The organism is Rhodococcus sp. 06-418-5, from assembly GCF_002258285.1.
Classification (GTDB): Bacteria; Actinomycetota; Actinomycetes; order Mycobacteriales; family Mycobacteriaceae; genus Rhodococcoides.
Map to the genome: position 1 here is coordinate 51,435 of NZ_NOYE01000018.1, position 19,545 is coordinate 70,979.

Annotated in this window: 19 protein-coding genes; 9 read left to right on the forward strand and 10 right to left on the reverse strand. The window is 64.0% G+C overall.

Annotated features, from left to right (window positions below; genetic code table 11):
* The first annotated feature begins 38 nt into the window (after positions 1-38).
* Positions 39-1,391, forward strand: coding sequence for a cytochrome P450 (locus CH274_RS16160; protein ID WP_094658094.1), 1,353 nt, complete (start codon positions 39-41; stop codon positions 1,389-1,391).
* Here CH274_RS16160 and CH274_RS16165 read toward each other — a convergent pair.
* From CH274_RS16165 to CH274_RS16195, 7 genes are all read right to left on the reverse strand, one after another.
* Complete coding sequence (locus tag CH274_RS16165) at positions 1,388-2,257, reverse strand: alpha/beta fold hydrolase (RefSeq protein WP_094630820.1); 870 nt, start codon at positions 2,255-2,257, stop codon at positions 1,388-1,390. The genes CH274_RS16160 and CH274_RS16165 overlap by 4 nt on opposite strands.
* A gap of 47 nt (positions 2,258-2,304) precedes the next feature.
* The gene (locus tag CH274_RS16170) at positions 2,305-2,601 is read right to left on the reverse strand and encodes an antibiotic biosynthesis monooxygenase family protein (protein ID WP_094647130.1); all 297 of its coding nucleotides are present in this window, start codon (positions 2,599-2,601) and stop codon (positions 2,305-2,307) included.
* A 73-nt stretch (positions 2,602-2,674) separates the two neighbouring features.
* Positions 2,675-4,051: an NAD-dependent succinate-semialdehyde dehydrogenase gene (locus CH274_RS16175; RefSeq protein ID WP_032394972.1), complete on the reverse strand. Its 1,377-nt coding sequence runs from the start codon at positions 4,049-4,051 to the stop codon at positions 2,675-2,677.
* A 67-nt stretch (positions 4,052-4,118) separates the two neighbouring features.
* Positions 4,119-5,105 carry a helix-turn-helix domain-containing protein gene (locus CH274_RS16180; protein ID WP_256993602.1) on the reverse strand — a complete coding sequence of 329 codons (987 nt, stop codon included), beginning with the start codon at positions 5,103-5,105 and terminating at the stop codon, positions 4,119-4,121.
* A gap of 105 nt (positions 5,106-5,210) precedes the next feature.
* Positions 5,211-5,693: a hypothetical protein gene (locus CH274_RS16185; RefSeq protein ID WP_094658095.1), complete on the reverse strand. Its 483-nt coding sequence runs from the start codon at positions 5,691-5,693 to the stop codon at positions 5,211-5,213.
* Between the two features lie 22 nt (positions 5,694-5,715).
* Complete coding sequence (locus CH274_RS16190; protein ID WP_094658096.1) at positions 5,716-6,246, reverse strand: flavin reductase family protein; 531 nt, start codon at positions 6,244-6,246, stop codon at positions 5,716-5,718.
* A 104-nt stretch (positions 6,247-6,350) separates the two neighbouring features.
* Positions 6,351-7,775: an NtaA/DmoA family FMN-dependent monooxygenase gene (locus CH274_RS16195; RefSeq protein ID WP_094658097.1), complete on the reverse strand. Its 1,425-nt coding sequence runs from the start codon at positions 7,773-7,775 to the stop codon at positions 6,351-6,353.
* A gap of 608 nt (positions 7,776-8,383) precedes the next feature.
* Here CH274_RS16195 and CH274_RS16200 point away from each other — a divergent pair.
* Positions 8,384-10,621 carry an NADP-dependent isocitrate dehydrogenase gene (locus CH274_RS16200; protein ID WP_094658098.1) on the forward strand — a complete coding sequence of 746 codons (2,238 nt, stop codon included), beginning with the start codon at positions 8,384-8,386 and terminating at the stop codon, positions 10,619-10,621.
* Between the two features lie 185 nt (positions 10,622-10,806).
* Here the strand turns inward: CH274_RS16200 and CH274_RS16205 are convergent, their stop codons facing one another.
* Entirely contained in the window at positions 10,807-11,700 is an 894-nt protein-coding gene (locus CH274_RS16205; RefSeq protein WP_094658257.1) for a LysR family transcriptional regulator, read from the reverse strand.
* Between the two features lie 82 nt (positions 11,701-11,782).
* Here CH274_RS16205 and CH274_RS16210 point away from each other — a divergent pair, with 82 nt between their 5' ends.
* The 3 genes from CH274_RS16210 to CH274_RS16220 are packed head-to-tail and all read left to right on the forward strand — an operon-like array spanning position 11,783 to position 14,876.
* Positions 11,783-13,216: a CitMHS family transporter gene (locus CH274_RS16210; protein ID WP_094658099.1), complete on the forward strand. Its 1,434-nt coding sequence runs from the start codon at positions 11,783-11,785 to the stop codon at positions 13,214-13,216.
* The gene (locus tag CH274_RS16215; protein WP_094658259.1) at positions 13,213-14,565 is read left to right on the forward strand and encodes an acyclic terpene utilization AtuA family protein; all 1,353 of its coding nucleotides are present in this window, start codon (positions 13,213-13,215) and stop codon (positions 14,563-14,565) included. Before CH274_RS16210 ends, CH274_RS16215 begins: the two co-directional genes overlap by 4 nt.
* Positions 14,562-14,876, forward strand: a complete 315-nt coding sequence (locus CH274_RS16220; protein ID WP_094647144.1) for an AtuA-related protein — start codon at positions 14,562-14,564, stop codon at positions 14,874-14,876. Before CH274_RS16215 ends, CH274_RS16220 begins: the two co-directional genes overlap by 4 nt.
* On the opposite strand, the gene CH274_RS16225 is transcribed toward CH274_RS16220, so the two are convergent.
* Together CH274_RS16225 and CH274_RS16230 are read right to left on the reverse strand one after the other, a co-directional pair.
* Positions 14,873-15,709, reverse strand: a complete 837-nt coding sequence (locus CH274_RS16225; protein ID WP_179275773.1) for an adenylate/guanylate cyclase domain-containing protein — start codon at positions 15,707-15,709, stop codon at positions 14,873-14,875. The two genes, CH274_RS16220 and CH274_RS16225, sit on opposite strands and share 4 nt — an antisense overlap.
* Entirely contained in the window at positions 15,706-16,686 is a 981-nt protein-coding gene (locus CH274_RS16230; RefSeq protein WP_094658100.1) for a GlxA family transcriptional regulator, read from the reverse strand. Before CH274_RS16230 ends, CH274_RS16225 begins: the two co-directional genes overlap by 4 nt.
* A gap of 124 nt (positions 16,687-16,810) precedes the next feature.
* Between CH274_RS16230 and CH274_RS16235 the strand changes: the two genes are divergently transcribed.
* The 4 genes from CH274_RS16235 to CH274_RS16250 are packed head-to-tail and all read left to right on the forward strand — an operon-like array spanning position 16,811 to position 19,543.
* On the forward strand, positions 16,811-17,443 hold the full coding sequence (locus CH274_RS16235) for an isochorismatase family protein (protein ID WP_094658261.1): 633 nt from the start codon (positions 16,811-16,813) through the stop codon (positions 17,441-17,443).
* Between the two features lie 17 nt (positions 17,444-17,460).
* Positions 17,461-17,880: an EVE domain-containing protein gene (locus tag CH274_RS16240; protein WP_256993603.1), complete on the forward strand. Its 420-nt coding sequence runs from the start codon at positions 17,461-17,463 to the stop codon at positions 17,878-17,880.
* A gap of 12 nt (positions 17,881-17,892) precedes the next feature.
* Entirely contained in the window at positions 17,893-18,879 is a 987-nt protein-coding gene (locus tag CH274_RS16245; protein ID WP_094658101.1) for an alpha/beta fold hydrolase, read from the forward strand.
* Positions 18,880-18,886: 7 nt separating this feature from the next.
* Positions 18,887-19,543: a nitroreductase family protein gene (locus CH274_RS16250; protein ID WP_094658265.1), complete on the forward strand. Its 657-nt coding sequence runs from the start codon at positions 18,887-18,889 to the stop codon at positions 19,541-19,543.
* Positions 19,544-19,545: the final 2 nt, after the last annotated feature.

The following is a 19,545-nucleotide window of genomic DNA, read 5'->3' on the forward strand; positions in this document are numbered from 1 at the left end:
TCTGACAGGACGCTATGTCAGATTGACGGAGGTCGACAATGGCACGTGCTCTGGCTGCTCCACCTGCTGATTCAGCGCTCCAACCGGTATACGGTGACGGCGGCATACCCGTTGTGGGGCACACACTCGAATACATCCGAGACCCCCTGAAACTGCTCGGGAGTCGGTGGGAGAAGTACGGCGAGGTGTCGTGGCTGACGATGGCCGGGCAGAAGTGGATCACCGTTCTCGGTCCGGACGCATGCCAAGAGGTGTTGCAGAACGCCGACAAGGCGTTTGCGAACGGTGACGGCTGGTCCCTGCTGATCGGCCCGTTCTTCCACGGTGGGTTGATGCTGCTGGACTCCGACGAGCACCTGAAGCACCGACGAATCATGCAGCAGGCCTTCACGAGGGACCGGCTCACCAAATCCGTCGAGGCGTTGAATCCTGTCACCGCAACCGGTTTGGACGCGTGGCAGGGCGGGCGCGACGTCCAGGTCTACCCGGCGCTCAAAGCGCTGACCCTGGAGGTGGCGACGAGCATCTTCATGGGCGGTGCCGAGGGCAGCACTGAAGCCGAGATAGCCGAGCTCAACTCGAGTTTCGTGGCGTGCGTTCAGGCTGCGACGTCGATCGTGCGCTATCGAGTTCCGGGAACGCGGTGGAAGCGTGGCCTCGATGGCCGCGCCATGCTCGAGCAGTTCTTCCGGCGCTACCTTCCGTCGCGGCGCGCCACCGAAACCGACGACCTGTTCTCGGTCCTGTGCCACATCGAGGGGAACGACGGCGAGCGATTCTCCGACGAGGAAGTGATCGACCACATGATCTTCCTGCTGATGGCTGCGCACGACACGTCGACGATCACGCTGTCGACGATGATGCAGTACCTCGGGCAACACCCCGAGTGGCAGGACAAGAGCCGCGCGGAGTCCGAGGCCCTCGGCACCGATGCGCCGACGCTCGCGCAGCTCGACGAACTGCACAGTGTCGATCTGGTGATGAAGGAATGCCTGCGGTTGGTCTCGCCCACTCCGGTGGTGGCGCGACGCGCTGTCAAAGACACCGAGGTGCAGGGGAGGTTCGTACCCGCGGGGACGTACGCGTCGGTCGCGCCGCACTTCACGCACCACATGGAGCAGTACTGGCCGGAACCCGAGAAGTTCGACCCCGGCCGGTTCGCCGACGACCGCCGAGAGGACAAGGTGCACCGCTACGCGTGGGAGCCGTTCGGCGGCGGAGTGCACAAGTGCATCGGCATGTTCTTCGCGGGTGCCGAGATCAAGACGATCATGCACCACCTGCTGCTGCGATTCGATTGGTCGGTCGATCCCGATTACGTTGCGCCGCTGAACTTCACGTCGCTGCCCTTCCCGGAGGACGGGCAGCCCGTGCAGCTACGAAAGCGCTAGATCTTTCCGGCGCGGTCGGTGAGCCAGCCGATGATGTTCGCGGTGACCTCGTCACGGTTCGTCTCGTTGAGAATCTCGTGGCGGGCACCGGGGTACAGAGTGACGGTCACGTCGCTCATGCCGGCCTGGCGGTACCGGGCAGCGAGGGTTTCGATCAACTGTCCGCCGTCGGCGAGCGGGTCGTCGGTTCCCGACGTGATCAGGAGTGGCAGGTCGGAGCGGATCTGCTCGAGGTTGTGTGGATCGGCGAGCTTGTCGGCCTCACCGAACAAGGCAGGGACCGTCGACTCGGGGAGGTCGAAGCCGCACAGCGGGTCGGCGACGTAGGCATCGACTTCGGCCTCGTCGCGCGAGAGCCACTCGTACCCGGTGCGGTGCTCGAAGGCGGCGTTGAAGACACTGAGGTCACCAGCTGGAGCGTCGGCCATGCCGGCGGCGAGGATGTCGAGCGTGGTCGAACCCGACAGCACCACGCCCTCGTAGAGATCCGAGCGCTCGATCAGAACATGCTGCGCGGCAAAGGATCCCATCGAATGTGCGAACAGGAACAGTGGCAGGTCCGGGTATTCGTTCAGCAACGATTCGCCGAGTTGTTCGATGTCGGCCCACAACCCGGCGAACGCGGCAGCCCCGAAGTCGCCCGGTGTGTCGACGATCGACTCTCCGTGGCCGCGATGATCGGAGGCGACGACGTGGAATCCGGCGTCGTTCAGAGCGGCGGCGAAGCGGGCGTAGCGGCTGCCGTGTTCGGCGAGTCCGTGTGCGATCTGTACGACGCCGCGAGCCGGATCGACGGACGTGGTCCAGGTGTAGGTGCTGATCTCGATGTCGTCCTGCTTGGATACGAACGACGAAGCGTTGGCCACGACTATCTCCTCGAAACGGCGATGGGAACGAGACTCGAACCTATCTCCTATGCGTTCTCTATCGGGTCGAAATGCGAGACGACGGGGAACGGCTCGTAGAAGTGATGCAGCAGCGTCTTCCAGTCCTGGTACCGGTCTGACTTCCTGAAGCCCTCGGTGTGGTCTTCGAGGCGTTCCCATTCCACCAGCAGAAGATAGACATCGGGCTGCTCGATGCCCCGCGACAGTGTCAGATTCACGAACCCCGGCATCGAGGAAATGATCGATTTCGCGTCGGCGAAGGCGGCCTCGAAATCGTCGGTTCGGTGGGGAATGACGTGCAGCAGGGCGTGTTCGATGATCATCGAGACAGTATGGCCATGCTTCGAACGACGAAACTCCCCGGGCAGTGCGCCCGGGGAGCATCTACGGTGCCGCTTACTTCGCGGAGACGCGGACCAGCTTCTTGTTCACGAACTCGTCCATGCCCCACGGTCCCAGCTCACGGCCGACGCCGGAGCGCTTGACGCCGCCGAACGGCAGGCCCGGCAGGGTGGTGCCGTGCTCGTTGACGAAGGCCATACCGACCTCGAGCTGCTCGGCCACGTCGCGGGCCTTGTCCAGATCGGCGCTCCACACCGAGCCGCTCAGGCCGTAGGCGGAGGAGTTCGCCAATTCGATTGCCTGCTGCGGGCTTTCGACCTTGTAGATCACCGCGGCCGGTCCGAACAGCTCTTCGCTGTACGCACGCATGTCGGGGGTGACATCGGTCAGCAGAGTGGGCTGCACGAATGCACCCGGTCCGTCGATCTTCTTGCCGCCGGTGAGCAGTGTCGCGCCCTTGGCGACGGCGTCGTCGATCTGCTCGATCAACGTGTCGGCCGCTGTCTGTGACGACAGTGGGCCGAGCGTGGTGTTCGCGTCAAGCGGGTCGCCGGTCTGCACGGCCTCGAACGAGGCGGTGAGCTTGGTGACGAAGTCGTCGTAGTGCTCCTCGGCGACGAGGATGCGCTTGGCGGCGTTGCAGGCCTGACCTGCGTTGGAGAGTCGCGCCCTGGTCGCGGACTCGACTGTTGCATCCATGTCGTCGGAGTCGAGCATGATGAACACGTCCGATCCGCCCAGCTCCAGGACGACCTTCTTGAGGTTGCGTCCTGCTGTTTCGGCGACGGACGTCCCGGCTCGCTCGCTACCGGTGAGCGAGACGCCCTGCACGCGTGGATCGGCGATCATGTCGGCGATCTGCTCGTTGGTCGCGAAGATGTTGATGTACGCGTCCTGGGGGAGTCCGGCCTGCTGGAAGATCTCCTCCATCAGCAGCGCCGACTGCGGGCAGTTGGGTGCGTGCTTGAGCAGAATCGTGTTGCCCACCATCAGGTTCGGGCCGGCGAACCGAGCCACCTGGTAGTAGGGGAAGTTCCACGGCATCACGCCGACGAGCGCGCCGACCGGCTTGCGCTGCAGCACAGTATCTTCCGCACCGGGTACGTCGAGCTTCTCGTCCTCGAGCAGAGCGGGGCCGTTGTCGGCGTAGTAGCGGTAGATGTTCGACGACAGCTCCACCTCACCCTGGGATTCGGTGAGTGGCTTGCCCATTTCGAGTGAGATGGTCCTGGCCAGTTCGTCGGAGCGTTCGGTGTAGAGGTCGGCGACCTTGTGCAGAATTTCGGCGCGATGCTTCGGTGAGGTCTTGCGCCACGTCCGGAATCCGGCGTCTGCGTCGGCGAGCGCGCGCTCGACACCGGCCGAGTCGAGGGTTTCGAATTCCTTGACGGTTGTGCCGTCGGCGGGATTGACAGTCTTGTAGGTCGTCATGATTCGTTCAACGGTCGGGGAGGGGTCTGTTGTTCCAATTCGGGCAAATCGGATGCTCCGACGGTGGTCAGGGAGATGTTCGATGCCCGCCGTCGCGGTGACGCGTCCGGTAATCCATCGGTGTGCAGTCGAATTGGCGGCGGAAGGTACGTGTCAGATGCGAGCTGTCGTAGAAGCCCCACCGCGCAGCGATCTCACCGAGCGTGACCGCGGGATCGCCGGCGAGGATGTCGCGTATCGCGCCGTTCATCCGTTCGTGGCGCACGCATTCGGAGAAGGTGGTGCCGGCCGCGTTCAGAAGACGGTGCATCGTGCGCGTCGAGATCATGGCCTCGCGCGCTGCGGCGTCGGCACTGACGCGGCCCGAGGGTAGGGCGGAGCGGATGTAGTGGCGCAGCATCATTCGGGTGGCCTCGTCGCGTGTCTCCGACTCGCGCGTGGTCGTCGTCGACCCGGCCACCGCGGTGAGCACATCGACGAACGATCGGTCGAGGCTCGCGAGAGCGATCGGGTCGAGCGCCGAGCTCTCCTTCCACAGAACCGACATCATCGTCCCCACCAGCGCGCCCGCACCCGTGGTGGTGTCGATGCTGCTTCCCGTCACTCGCTCGGGGTTCCACAGTTCCCGCGGAATGCGGAACGACAGCACCTTCCACAGTGCGTTGCCCTCCGGTTCGCGGTATTCCATCCGGTAGGGGCGGGTGGTGTCGAACACGGTGATCGAGCCGGGAGTGATCAGTGAGCGACGGTCGTCCTGCTCGGCCAGGCAGGTTCCTTCCAGCTGCAGGTTGACGAATACGGCGTCCAATGGCGCTCGCGCGACTTCTCGTCGACCGTGTGCGAGTACCTGTGTGACCGATGATATTTCGGCGCAGTTGATCACCGCCAGTTCCTGCGAGTCGACCCAGCCAGTGACGCCGTCGGGAACGGAACTGCGGTCTCGTTGCGAACGGCCTCGGTGGGGAGTCAACGGTGTGAAGGCCTCGCACACCACGTCACCCCAGTAGCTCACCTGTTCCTGGGGGCTCAGCCCGGACGTGGACCAATGCGGCACGTGGGTCCTCCTCCCGGTGTCGGCGATCCGACCGCTCGACGGTAGATGGCGTGATTGACGGCTGTATTTCCCCGGCGTAACAACCTCGGCCCGGAGGTCGGCGTGTCAGGCCGTTCTGCGATACGACGATTCGAGTCGCGTCCCGGCGGTGCCCAGCAACGGCATCACGTCGTCGAGCACACGGCGTTCCAGTTCGACTCGATGGGCGTCGAGCATGGGAACGATCGTCACGCCGTCTGCCACGTGTGCTGCCTCGATGTCGGCGATGAGACCGGCCAGGCCCGCCGGTGTGCCGATGTAGCAGACGGTCCTGGGGACGTGGACTCCTGCGGCGGCCAGCTCCGCGCGCGCTGTTCTCGCGTCGTGCGCAATATGAACGGCGATGTCGAGGACGACCGACGGCGCATCTGTGCGATACCCGCGGTCGGTGTGCGATGCACGCAGCCGGGCTCGGGCGAGCTGAGCGGCGGCGAGATCGTCTGCCCGGATATGGACGGTGTCGGCGATCGGTGGGTCGGTCAGCCACCGGGGATCCGACGCGTCGGTAGATGAGAGGGCCAGTGCAACAACGATATTCGTGGTGAGCATGAGAGGTCCGTTCGCGTCGAGGTCAGTGAGTGGGTTCGGGTGGGGTCAGGGACCGCAGGGTGGATCCGTGCCACACGAGAGGTTCGGTGCTCGGGTCGCTGCCCATTCGGTGGACCTCCATCAGCACGACGTCGTGGTCGCCGGCTCGAATCTCCGCATGGATGCTGCATTCGAGGTGCGCTGCGGCACCGCCGACGAAATGTGCTCCGGTCTCGTAGGTGAACGTGTCGATTCCGGCGAATCGATCTCCGGACTTCGCGGACATCCGTCCCACCGCGGATCGGTGAAGTCCACTGAGCACCGACACGCCGAGGCGTGTGGCTCGGCGCAGTGTCGGCCAGGTGGTCGAGGTGTGCTGCACTGCGAACAGCACGAGGGGCGGGTCGGCGGAGATCCCGACTTGAAAGGAGGAGGCGACGAGGCCGACCGGCACGTCGTCGATCAGTGCCGAGAGCATGACGATTCCCGACGGAAACAGTGCGAAGGTCGTGCGAAGCAGGCTCGCGTCGTCGGAAACGTCGACGAGTTCGGGTGACATTGTCGTTCGGGTCATGTGGGTGCCGTTCCGAGTGCTGGATGCGTGTGGGCGGAGGGGGATGGACGCCGAGTCGACCATCCCCGTCCTGCTGGGCGATGCGTGAGGGCCGTGGTGGCGTGTCAGACGCCCGCGGTGACCCAGTCGACGTGGGTGCCGCCGGCGCCACTGACTTCGGCGTCGCGCACGAAGGCTCCGCGATATTTGGCAGCGGCGTGCCGATCGGGGAGCTGAGGCCCGATCTCCGGGAACATCCGTTCGCGCAACGTGCCGGATCCGTATTCCTTCTGCGCCAGTCCACGCTCCTGCAGCACCGGGATGACGTAGTCGACGAAATCCTCGGCCGACTGGGGGAAGTACTGGATGATCTGGTTGACGCCGTCCACACCCGCGTCCTGCCACTGCTCGAGCTGATCGGCGATCTGCTCGGGGGTGCCCACCATGCGGCTGGCGTAGGACAGGGCCCCGACGAGATCGGAGACCTTGGCCTTCTGTCCGTTGTTGGAGTCCTCGAACATGCGCGCGTACCCCTGCACTCCCGACATCGAGGTCTGCTCGATCGGCATGTCCGGGTCCAGGCCGGATACGTCGATGCCCATGTCGCGGCCGATGTGTGCGGCCAGGCCCCGGTAGCTGATGTCCTCGTCGATCTCGGCGGACTTGCGCCAGGCCTCCTCCTCGGTGGAGCCGACGACGAACGAGAAGCCCTGGATGAACTTGAGGTCGCCGGCGTTGCGGCCGGCAGCCACCGTTTCCTTGCGCTGCTCGGCAATTCCCTTGCGGGCTCCCTCGATCGTCGGATAGACCACGAACGTGGCCTCGGCATGACGAGATGCGAACTCGCGTCCTACCTTCGACGATCCCGCTTGGTACATGACCGGTGTGCGCTGCGGGGACGGGGATGCCATGTGTGGGCCGAGGACCTTGTACCGCTCTCCCTGGTGGTAGATCCGGTGGATCTTGTCGGCATCGGCGTAGACGCCGGCTTCGCGATCGGCGAGCACCGCGCCGTCGTCCCAGGACCCTTCCCACAGCTTGTAGACGACCTTCATGTACTCGTCCGCCCAGCGGTATCGCTCGTCGTGCTCGACGATCTTGTCGAATCCGAAGTTCTGTGCGGCCGAGTGAGTGGCGCTGGTGACGATGTTCCACCCGATGCGTCCCTTGCTCAGGTGGTCCATCGTCGACATCTTGCGGGCGAAGCTGAAGGGGTGCTCGGTGAGGATCGAGCTGGTGAACGTCAGACCGAGATTGTCGGTTGCCCCGATGAGAGCGGCGCAGAGAGCAGCCGGGTCGTGGCAGGGCATGTGCAGCCCCTCCTCGATGTACGCGTTCCACTTGCCTTCGTACGCGGGATCGATCCCGACGACGTCCGCCAGGAACAGGGCGTCGTACTTGCCGCGCTCGAGTGTCTTGGCGAGGTCGACCCACGTGTCGAGGGTGTCGAAGTGCACCTGGGTGGTCTTCGGATTACGCCACAGGCCGTGGTAGGTGTGCGAGACGGTATTCATCTGAAAGGCATTGAAGATCATTCGATTTCTTGTCATGGACGGAAATCTAAACTCGATGTGTGTCGCGTCCATTAAACGCTGAATCAGTTGCGTTTCCATCGCCTCACCGCGAAGGTGATTTCTCCGTGAGAAAGAATGTTCCGTCCAAATGTCCTGTACAAGAGCAATTTTGAGGGATTCTGGCTCAATGTTTTCATCGCGAAAAGGGCATGGAAAAGCCGCACTCTGCGTGTGGTTTCGGCAGATATGCGGCGGAGTCACGGGAAGTGGAGTTCCCGAATTGTGGAATTACGAGGCAACATGGAAAACGATTATCGGTCGGTGTGCCCGGCGGGGTTCTCTCTCGTGAATTCGCCTACGCTGGGGGAGCGGAGACGGTCTTTGGGGTGTGCGGTCCATGTTGCCCGCGCCGTGCGGTGTCCCGCTTGTACAAATCGGCCATCTTTTTGTACTGGTGCGCCACGGTCGATCCGGAACGGGCATCCAACGAGCACAGCGCGGACCAGCAGATTCGTTACCGGCCGGTAACTTCGAGGCGCAGATGGAGTGATACCCCACTGCCCGGCACAGCGGCCGGTTCAAAGATTAAAGTCGACGGTGGACGCATCCAAAAGACGACGTTGAAACTGAGGCAAAGGCGAAACATGACAGCGAAGAAGCCGACCATCATCTATACCCTGACCGACGAGGCGCCGATGTTGGCGACTCACGCGTTTCTGCCGGTCATACGTTCTTTCGCCAGCGCGGCCGAGATCAACGTCGAGTCGAGTGACATCTCCGTTGCCAACCGCATCCTCGCCGAGTTCCCCGATTACCTGAACGAAGACCAGCGAGTGACCGACAACCTCGCCGAGCTGGGCAAGCTGACTCAGCTGCCCGAGACCAACATCATCAAGCTGCCGAACATCAGCGCATCGGTGCCGCAGTTGCTCGCTGCCGTCAAGGAACTGCAGGACAAGGGCTACGCGATCCCCGACTTCCCCGGCAACCCGAAGACCGACGAAGAGCGCGAGATCCGCGACCGGTACACCAAGTGCCTCGGCAGCGCGGTCAATCCTGTTCTGCGTGAGGGTAACTCGGACCGCCGTGCACCCAAGGCGGTCAAGGAATTCGCCCGCAAGCACCCGCACTCCATGACCGAATGGTCGATGGCGTCACGCACCCACGTCGCGCACATGCGCGAGGGCGATTTCTACCACGGAGAGAAGTCGACGGTCGTCGACGGAGACCGTGAGATCAAGATGGAACTGCTGCCCGCGGACGGCGAGCCGATCGTGCTCAAGGAGAAGGTCTCGCTCACCGACGGTGACGTGATCGACTCGATGTTCATGAGCAAGAAGGCGCTCCTCGACTTCTACGAGGAGCAGATGCAGGACGCCTACGAGACCGGCGTCATGCTGTCCCTCCACGTGAAGGCCACGATGATGCGGGTATCGCACCCCATCGTGTTCGGCCACGCCGTTCGCGTGTTCTACAAGGACGCGTTCGCCAAGCACAACGAGATCTTCGAAGAGCTGGGCGTCAACGTCAACAACGGCCTGTCGGACCTGTACGCCAAGATCGAGACACTCCCGGCGTCCAAGCGTGACGAAATCATCGAAGACCTGCACAAGTGTCACGAGACCCGTCCGGAGTTGGCGATGGTCGACTCCGCGCGCGGTATCTCGAACTTCCACTCGCCCAGCGACGTGATCGTCGATGCCTCGATGCCCGCGATGATTCGCGCCGGCGGCAAGATGTGGGGAGCCGACGGTCGTCCCAAGGACACCAAGGCCGTCAACCCCGAGTCGACGTTCTCCCGGATCTACCAGGAGATGGTGAACTTCTGCAAGACCAACGGACAGTTCGATCCGACGACGATGGGCACCGTCCCCAACGTCGGCCTGATGGCGCAGAAGGCCGAGGAGTACGGCTCGCACGACAAGACCTTCGAGGTACCGAAGGCAGGCGTCGCCAACATCACCGATATCGCCACCGGCGAGGTACTGCTCACGCAGACCGTCGAAGAGGGCGACATCTGGCGTCTGTGCATCGTCAAGGACGCGCCGATCCAGGACTGGGTCAAGCTCGCCGTGACGCGCGCCCGTGAGTCCGGAATGCCGGTCGTCTTCTGGCTCGACCCGTACCGCCCGCACGAGAACGAGCTCATCGGCAAGGTGCGCACGTACCTGAAGGATCACGACACCGAGGGCCTCGACATCCAGATCATGTCGCAGGTTCGCGCGATCCGGTACACGATGGAGCGTCTGGTCCGCGGCCTCGACACCATCTCCGCGACCGGCAACATTCTGCGTGACTACCTCACCGACCTGTTCCCGATCCTCGAGCTCGGCACCAGTGCCAAGATGCTCTCCATCGTTCCTTTGATGGCCGGCGGCGGACTGTACGAGACGGGTGCGGGTGGCTCGGCTCCCAAGCACGTCAAGCAGCTCATCGAAGAGAACCACCTGCGTTGGGACTCGCTCGGCGAGTTCCTGGCTCTGGCAGTGAGCCTCGAAGACCTCGGCACCAAGACCGGCGACGTCAAGGCGACCATCCTCGCCAAGGCACTCGACGCCGCCACCGGCAAGCTGCTCGAGAACAGCAAGGGCCCGTCGCGCTCGACCGGTGAACTCGACAACCGCGGCAGCCAGTTCTACCTCGCCCTCTACTGGGCCGAGGAGTTGGCCGCACAGACCGAGGACACCGAACTGGCCAAGCACTTCGCCGCACTGGCGAGGACGCTGTCGGAGAACGAAGACAAGATCGTCTCCGAGCTCAACGAGGTCCAGGGCAAGGCGGTCGACATCGGCGGCTACTACTACCCGGACCCCGAAGCCACCGCTGCAGTGATGCGTCCGTCCAAGACCTTCAACGAGGCTCTGGAGTCGTTCAAGCTGTAGTTTCTCTGGCTCACCCCCCATCGAATGAATGGTCCATTCACGCGCTCAGACGTTGTGAATGGGCCATTCATTCGTATTGGGGTGCACCATCATTCGGTCCACCGCCCCCCGTTCGGAGCCGGCCCCCGCCCACCCCGTTCGGATCAATGTGACTTTCACGCGCTCAGACGTACTGAATGGACCATTCATGCGTTACGGGGCGGCACCAAGATGCCGAGAAACGCCGTACAGCTCGCACTGTGGCGACGCCCTGGCAGTTGGACAACGGAGATCGTGCGGTGGATCGTCGGCTCGATGGGCAGGTAGACGAGGCTCGCGAACGACATCATCGGCACCACCAATTCCGGGATGACGGTGATGCCGAGTCCCGCCGCGGTCAGGCCCGCCACGGCGGCTACGTTGTGCGCCTGAACCGACGGTCCGACATCGACTCCCGCGTTTTCCAGTGCCAATCGCACGTGCGACGCGATGCTCGATTCCGGGCCGAAGGCTATGAACGGCTCGTCGGCGAGGTCGGTCCATCCCAGGCTTTTGCGCTGCGCCAGAGCGTGATTCGACGGTAGCGCGCACACGAATGCGTCGGTGCTGACTGTCGTACGCATCAAATCGTTCGCTCGCCCCGAGGCAGCAACCACCGCGAAATCCACGGAACCGTCACGGACGGAGGCCACGACGTCGTCGCGCAGGCCGTCCTTGATGTGCACCGAGACGTCGGGATGGCTGTCGCGGAATCCGACGATGTACGGCGGGAGGAACGTCGCTGCGATCGACGGTAGGCACGCGATGGTGACGGTTCCGCGGTCGCCCGAGACGAAGCGCCCGATCTGCTCCAGGCCGTCATCGAACTCGAGCAAGACCCGACGGGCATAGGCCGTCACGTCGTGTCCATCACCGGTGAGGTCGACGCTGCGGGTGGTGCGTACGAACAGTCGCACGCCCAGGCGGCGCTCCGCCTCGGCGACCGTGCGACTGAGGTTCGGTTGTGAAACCCCGAGGGACGCCGCCGCCGAGGTGAAGCTCGCGAGATCGGCCAGCGCCACGATGGCCCGTAGGTGTGCGATGCCGAGATTGATGCTCACAGCGAATGAATCTATACCCAACTGATGTTGGACTGCGTAAGTGATCTGCACAACACTCGATTTATTCGATGAAGGAGATCACATGCTGTCACTGCTCGGCTTCGGGACGATTGCCGTCATCCTGCTGCTGTTGTTCACCCAACGCGTCGCAGCCATCGTTGCGCTCGCGGGTGTCCCACTCGCTGCTGCGTTCCTGGCCGGCAACTCACCGTCCGAGGTGGCAGGGTTCGTCAAGGACGGGCTGGGTGGAGTGGTGGGCGTCGCGGCCATGTTCCTGTTCGCGATTGTCTTCTTCGGGATCATGCGCGACGCAGGTCTGTTCGATCCCATCATCGCCCGCATCGTGCGCTGGGCAGGTAGCGCCCCGCCGACCGTCGCAGTCGCGACCACTGCCCTCGCCGTGGTGGCTCACCTCGACGGTGCCGGCGCAACCACGTTCCTGATCGCCGTCCCCGCCATGCTGCCGATCTACGAACGTCTCGGTATGAGCAGACTCGTTCTGGCCACCTGCGTCGGTCTCGGTGCAGGAGTGATGAACATGGTCCCCTGGGGTGGTCCGACTGCTCGCGCTGCAGCAACTGTGGGTGTCGACGCCAACGAACTGTGGGTCCCGCTGATTCCTGCGCAGATCGGCGGGGTCGTGTTGGCACTGGGTGCTGCCTACTACCTGGGTCGGCGTGAGCGGACCCGTCTGGCCAAGGTTGCCGCGGGCGATGCGTCGGCCGTCGTGGAGGAGTCGACGGCGCGAGTCGCCGAACGCGTATCCGTGGGATCCGGGGATACCGGATCCGCGGTCGGTAACGCGAACGAGGACCCCGGCAGCCCGTCGACCGGCGCGGACGATTCGGACGGTCCGGCAACCGCGTCGAGTGACCGAGCGCTGCTGCGACCGAAGTTGTTCTGGGTCAACGCCTTCCTGGTAGTCGCGACGTTGGCTGCGTTGATCGCCGCCGTCGCCCCTCCGGAAACCTGCTTCATCATCGCCACTATCGTGGCGCTCCTCGTCAACTACCGCGGAATGAAGGCCCAGTCCGCCCGCATCGAGGCCCACGCCGTCGGCGCGATGCTGATGGTCGGCACGTTGTTGGCTGCAGGGGTACTACTCGGTGTGCTCGACGGCAGCGGCATGATTGAGTCGATGGCAGTAAGCGCAGCGAATGCCATTCCGGACGCTATGGCCCCAGCCTTACCGCTCATCGTCGGCGTGTTCGCCGTCCCGATGAGCCTGATCTTCGGCCCGGACGCCTACTACTTCGGCGTGCTGCCGGTCCTCATCGAGGTGGGTGACCAGTTCGGCGTCAGCGCAATCGATCTGGCGCAAGCCTCGATCATCGGTGAGGAAACGGTCGGATTTCCGATCAGCCCGATGACCGGCGCGTTCTACCTTCTGGTGGGTCTCGCGAAAGTCGACATCGGCAAGCACATTCGGCACACGCTGGGGTGGGCGTGGCTGATCAGTCTCGGCATGCTCGGCGTTGCCATGGCCACCGGCGCGATCCCCCTGTGGTCGTCATGAGTCGCGACGGAACGATCCGGCTCGGGGCCGGAGCAGGCTTCGCCGGCGACCGCATCGACCCGGCACAGGTCTTGGCTGAGCGCGGTGGGCTCGACTATCTCATCTTCGAGTGCCTCGGTGAGCGGACGGTTGCAACCGGGCAAGCCCGAAAATTGCTCGATCCCAAAGCGGGCTACGACCCTCTGTTGGCAGCGCGCATGCGTGCAGTTCTCGGGGCGACGACGGAGCAGGGCATCACCGTCGTCACCAACTCCGGAGCCGCGAATCCTGTTGCGGCAGCCGCGGTCGTCGCGCAGGTGGCGGAGCAGGTGTGCTCGCGTTCGGTGCGCGTCGCTGCTGTCACCGGCGACGACGTGCTCGACGCGGTGGGTCGCATCGATCCGGTGGTGTGGGAGACCGGACGCCCGCTGTCGGAGCATTCCGAGGAACTGGTGTCGGCCAACGCGTATATCGGGGCCGATGCGGTACTGCCCGCTCTCGACGTCGGTGCCGACGTGATCATCACGGGCCGTCTCGCCGATCCGGCGCTGTATCTCGCACCTCTGATGCACGAATTCGGTTGGGCCGGGCAGGATTGGGAGACACTCGGTGCAGGGACAGCCGTCGGGCATCTTCTCGAATGCGCGGGCCAGCTGACCGGTGGTTACTTCGCCGACCCGGTCACCAAGCCGGTGCAGGGTCTGGCACATCTGGGATTTCCTTTCGGTGACGTACGTGCCGATGGCGCAGCAGAATTCGGCAAAGTCGACGGTACCGGCGGGGAGTTGACGCGGCGAACGTGCGCCGAGCAGTTGCTCTACGAGGTGGGCAATCCCGCCAGGTATCTGACGCCGGACGTGACCGCCGATTTCACCGGAGTCTCCTTCGAGACCGTCGGACCCGATCGGGTGGCGGTGTCGGGGGCGACGGGCAGCATGCGGCCCGAGGAGCTGAAGGTGACTCTCGGATTCCGCGGCGGTTGGCTCGGTGAGGGGCAGATCAGCTACGCCGGGCCACGCGCACTGCAGCGTGCGGAGCTCGCCGGAGAGATTGTGCAGCAACGACTGTGGGAGGTGCACGGCATTCAGGCCGAGAATGTGGGGATCGAGTACATCGGGGCGGGTGCGGCATTCCGCGGACTTGCTGCCCCAACCGATGTCCCAGAAGTGCGATTGCGCGTCACGGCAAAGGTGCCCAACGCGGAGACAGCCTCGTTGGTGGGGTGGGAAGTCGAAAGTCTGTACACCAACGGCCCGGCCGGGGGAGGTGGCGCACGGAGCAGCAGCGCCGAGGTTCTCGCGATCAGATCGTGTCTCATTCCACGTGCACAGGTAACGACCGCTGTACACACCACGGAGGTGACGGTATGACGACTGTCGACGATCTCGCCGACGTGCGAACCGGGGACAAGGGCGACACCCTGATCCTCGCTGTCTTCCCGCGGACAGACCAACACTACGAGCTACTGGCCCGCGAACTGACTGTAGATGCCGTCGCTACGCATTTCGCACCGCTGGTCACCGGAGACGTGCGCCGCACTGCAATGCCTCTGGTCTCCGGGTTGGTGTTCGAGCTACCCGGCGTGCTCGGTGGGGGAGTGACGGGTAGCCCGGTGCTCGACGGACACGGCAAGTGTCTGAGCTATCACCTGCTGAGTATGACTGTGGGCGAGCAGATCTAGCCGAGTTGCTCGACCTCGGCGTCGGGCAACACCGGTAGCGCAACCGGATACAACTGAAAGGTTCCGCTCATTCCCTTGAGCTCGACGTCTCGGGGCGTCCCGAGAGTCAGATCATGCGCGGTACCGATGGCATTGCGCACCGGTTCGCTGACCAGAATTTCACCGCCGTCGGCCTGTCCGGCGACGCGTGCGGCCATAGCGACGTTGAGTCCGAAGAGGTCGTCGCCGCGTCGCACGGAACTGCCCACGTGTACGCCCATGCGTACGCGGATGCGGTCCCAGCGATCGGGGTTCTTCAGCAACGCCTCTTGGACTTTCACCCCGCAGCGCACCGCTTGGGCAGGGTCGGAGAAGGCGATCATGTAGCCGTCGCCTTGGCTCTTGACCACGTGACCTCCGTGGTCGTCGACGTGTTTGCGGATCAGCTTGTTGTGCTTCTCGAGCAGCTTCACCCAGCCGCGGTCGCCGAGTTCCTCGTTGCGTGCGGTGGACCCCTCGATGTCGGAGAACATCACCACGATGTCGCCGTCGGCCGTCATGCGCGCCAGATCAGGGCGTTCCACCTTGGCCCAGCCGGCGAGGTCTTCGACGGAGTTGCGGACCGTTGCGCCGAAACCCTTGTTGATGAGTAAGTCCGTCGTGTGAAAGGCGGTTCTGATCGCGAAGGGGACCAGGCCTCGTCGCTTACGCCGTTGTTGCGATTCGGCAAGCGCACGGTCCAGGGCACGGCGTGTGCTGCCGAGCTTTCGACGCGAGACGATCAAGACCACGCCGAGAGCGATGATGGCGGCGAGTTCGACTCCGGCAACTATCCACAGGATCACGTCGCTCATCCTTGCCTGTCGGCCGCATCCGTGGGTGCGCAACCGACCGCGAAGTGCCGTCGATACGCCGTCGGGGTCACCGCGAATGCCGAGCGGAAGTTCTGACGCAATGTGACGGGGCTACCGAATCCGCACAGCGCCGCGATGTTCTCGATACTGCGATCGGTGGTTTCGAGCAGGCTCCGCGCTTCCTCGAGTCGTTTGTCCAGCACCCAGCGAGCCGGGGTGGACCCTGTCTCGAGCTGAAACTGGCGGATAAAGCTGCGTCGGCTCATGCGCGCGCGTTCGGCCAGTCGCTCGATGGGCAACGGCTCGTCCAGTCGTTCGAGTGCCCAGCTCTGTACGTCGGCGATCGTGGTGTCTCCGGCTGCTTCGACGACCGGACGTTCGATGTACTGCGCTTGCCCGCCGTCGCGATGGGGTGCGACCACCAGGCTGCGAGCCACCCGCGTCGCCGCAGCCGAACCGAGGTGCTTGCGGACGATGTGGAGGCAGGAATCGATCGACGACGCAGTGCCCGCAGAGGTCATCACGTCACCGTGGTCGATGTAGAGCACGGACTCGTCGACGCCGGCGTGCGCGTTTCGTTCCCGCAGCTCGGGCATTTTCGTCCAGTGTGTGACGGCGGGGCGGCCGGCGAGCAATCCGGTGTCTGCGACGGCAAACGAACCGAGACACAGACCCGCGATCTCTGCGCCCCGCGTATGCGCTCCGCGAAGTGCGTTCGAGAAGTCGGTACCTATGTGCGGCAACGACTCCGGCCAGGACGTCACGATGACGATGTCGGCCCAGTCGACGGTATCGGGCCCAGCGATCTCGCCGACCGGAAACCCCTCCTCGGTGCGGATCGACCCGGCTTCGTCGGACCACACCCGCGTCTCCCAGTCCGGGGCGAGCCCGAGTCGGGTCACCTCGCCGAACACCATCAGCGGCGCAGCGAGGTGGAACATCGTGATGCCATCGAACGCGTAGAGCGCGATGCGCATGGCTGACTCCGATCTCGAACGTTGGCGCAAATCCATCGAAAGTATGCATCCGTGCCACTCGTGCTCGCAAGGCCGCCACCGCAGGATGAGAGGCGACCGAGATCGCCAGTCGAAGGAGAACACCATGACCGCACCGCGTAGAGCCTTGATCGTCATCGACGTTCAGCAGGAGTACTTCGAGGGTGTGTTGCAGATTCAGTACCCGCCCCGCGACGAGTCGTTGGCCAACATCGTTCGCGCGATCGAAGCGGCTGCGGCGCAGGATCTTCCCGTCGCGATCGTCCAGCACGAAATGCCCGAGGGCGCGCCCGCATTCGTCAAAGGCACCCCGACGTACGAGCTGCACCCCGACATTCAGGCGCTCGTGCAGCCGTCCTTCGAGCGGGTCGAGAAGAAGTACAGCAGCGTGTTCGCCGGAACCGGCATCGCGAGGTGGCTGCAGGGCAACGACATCGACACTGTCACCATCGTCGGCTACATGACCAACAACTGCGACCTCGCCTCCAGCGCCGACGCCGAGGTCCTTGATCTGACCGTCGAGATCCTGGCCGACGCCACCGGCGCGATCAATCTGTCGAACGAGGCGGGCACTGTGTCCGCCGAACAACTGCACAAGGCTTTGATGGTGCTCCTGCAGTCGAACTTCGCGGCGGTAGCGACGACGGATCAGTGGATCGACGCCGTCAAGAACGGAAACGAGCTCACCGCAAACAATCTGGTGGTCTCCGCGGCTCAGGGCAACGACGCGGTGGCCTGAGCTTCTACACTTTCCACGTGACTGCGCGGGCGATTACCGATCGGACTCTCGGTGCATGGGTGATCAAGTGCAATCCGCACAAGTCCGATCTCGCACCGATGGTCCAAGCTGGACGTGCGCACGAGCACTGGTGCGTCGCTGACAACTACCGAACGCGTCTGATGGCACCTGGTCATCCGGTGCTGTTCTGGGTCAGTAGTCATCCGAGGCGCGGAATCTGGGGTGCCGGTCGGTTGACCGGCACCCCGGTCCCCGGCCCGCAATGGAAGGTCTCGACGAACATCGCCTTGTTCGACGAGCCGATCCTCGCGTCGGATATTCGGTCCGTCGCATCGTTGTCGAATCTCGAGGTGTTTCGATCGCCGCAGCAATCGAATCCGTCCTGGCTCGACGCGTCCGCGTGGGCGTCGATCCGACCGATGCTGCCTCTCGAATGATGTGATGGCGGTATGGCACTGGAAGACGAGCCGACGCAGCACGGGATGTTGGATGTCGGGGACGGTCAACGCATCTACTGGGAGCAATGGGGTCCGTCCGATGGCGTGCCGGCGGTCTACCTGCACGGTGGACCAGGCGGGACCCTGGATGCCAGTCAGTTTCGTCGCCATTTCGACCTGACCCGTGTTCGCGCAGTCGGATTCGAGCAGCGTGGGTGCGGGCGGTCCACTCCGCACGCGTCGGACCCCTCGACGTCGTTGGACACCAACACCACTGCGCACCTGATCGCCGATATCGAATTCCTGCGCGAGCATTTCGGCGTCGAGGCGTGGATCGTCAACGGCGCGTCATGGGGATCGACCCTCGCTCTTGCCTACGCCCTCGAACATCCGACGCGTGTCCTCGGTGTCGTGTTGTGCGCAGTCACCACGACCGGCCGTGCGGAGGTCGACTGGATCACCGAGGGCGTCGGCGCGATCTTCCCCGAAGCCTGGGATCGGTTCGCAACCTTCGCCGAGCAGTCGGGCGTCGGTTATCGACGGGGCCGAGGCCGAATCGTCGACGCTTACGACCGACTGATGAATTCGCCCGATCTCTCGTTTCGCGACAATGCATCCCGAGAGTGGGCATTGTGGGAGGACGTCCACATATCGATCGGCACCGGCGGTATGAGACGCGATCCCAGGTGGGAGGATGACCGGTTTCGTCTGGCTTTCGTGCGTCTGGCCGCGCACTACTGGTCGCACGACGGGTTCTGCGATCCGCCTCTGCTCGATCGCGCCGACGGTTTGCGGGATGTCCCGGGTGTCCTGATCCACGGCCGAAAGGACATCTCGGGACCCGCTGTCACGCCGTGGCGTCTGCATCGACGTTGGCCCGGGTCGACACTCGTCGTCGATGAGGGGGACGGGCATGGGGGCAGGTCCATGGCGGCGCGCTGGGACGCTGCGAACGATGCATTGACCAACCGGGCCCTGCAGGAGCCGAATGGTGCATGATCGAGAGGTGACTTCCTTCCCGATCATCGACCTGACTCCCGACGAGTTGCTGACCACGACGCGCACCGTTCGCAAGCGCCTGGACCTGACGCGGCCGGTGCCGATGGAGCTGATCAAGGAATGTCTCGAGATCGCTCTGCAGGCACCGTCCGGCTCGAACAAGCAGGGTTGGCAGTGGATCGTCGTCACCGATCCCGATCTTCGGGCTCGCATCGGTGCGATCTACGGCGAACTGTTCACCGCGTATCAGGCGTCCAAGCATTCCGCGTCGGCGCTGTTCGCAGACGACCCGGAACGCGCCTCGGTGCAGAAGCGCGTCGGAGACAGTGCGAGCTGGCTCGGCGAGCACATGGGCGAGGTTCCGGTGCTGCTCATTCCGTGCATCCAGGCCGGCAAGACCCTCCCGGCCGGAAATCAAGCCGGTCTGTGGGGCTCACTCCTGCCCGCTGTGTGGAACTACGCCCTGGCTACGCGGGCGCGTGGTCTCGGAACGGCCTGGACGACAATCCATCTCGCCAAGGAAAGAGAGATCTCCGAGCTGCTCGGCATCCCCGAGGACTTCCATCAGGGTGCGCTGATTCCCACGGCGTACTACACGGGTGAGACGTTCAAGGTCGCTCCGCGGGATCCGATCGAAACGGTGCTGCACGTCGACCGCTGGTGATC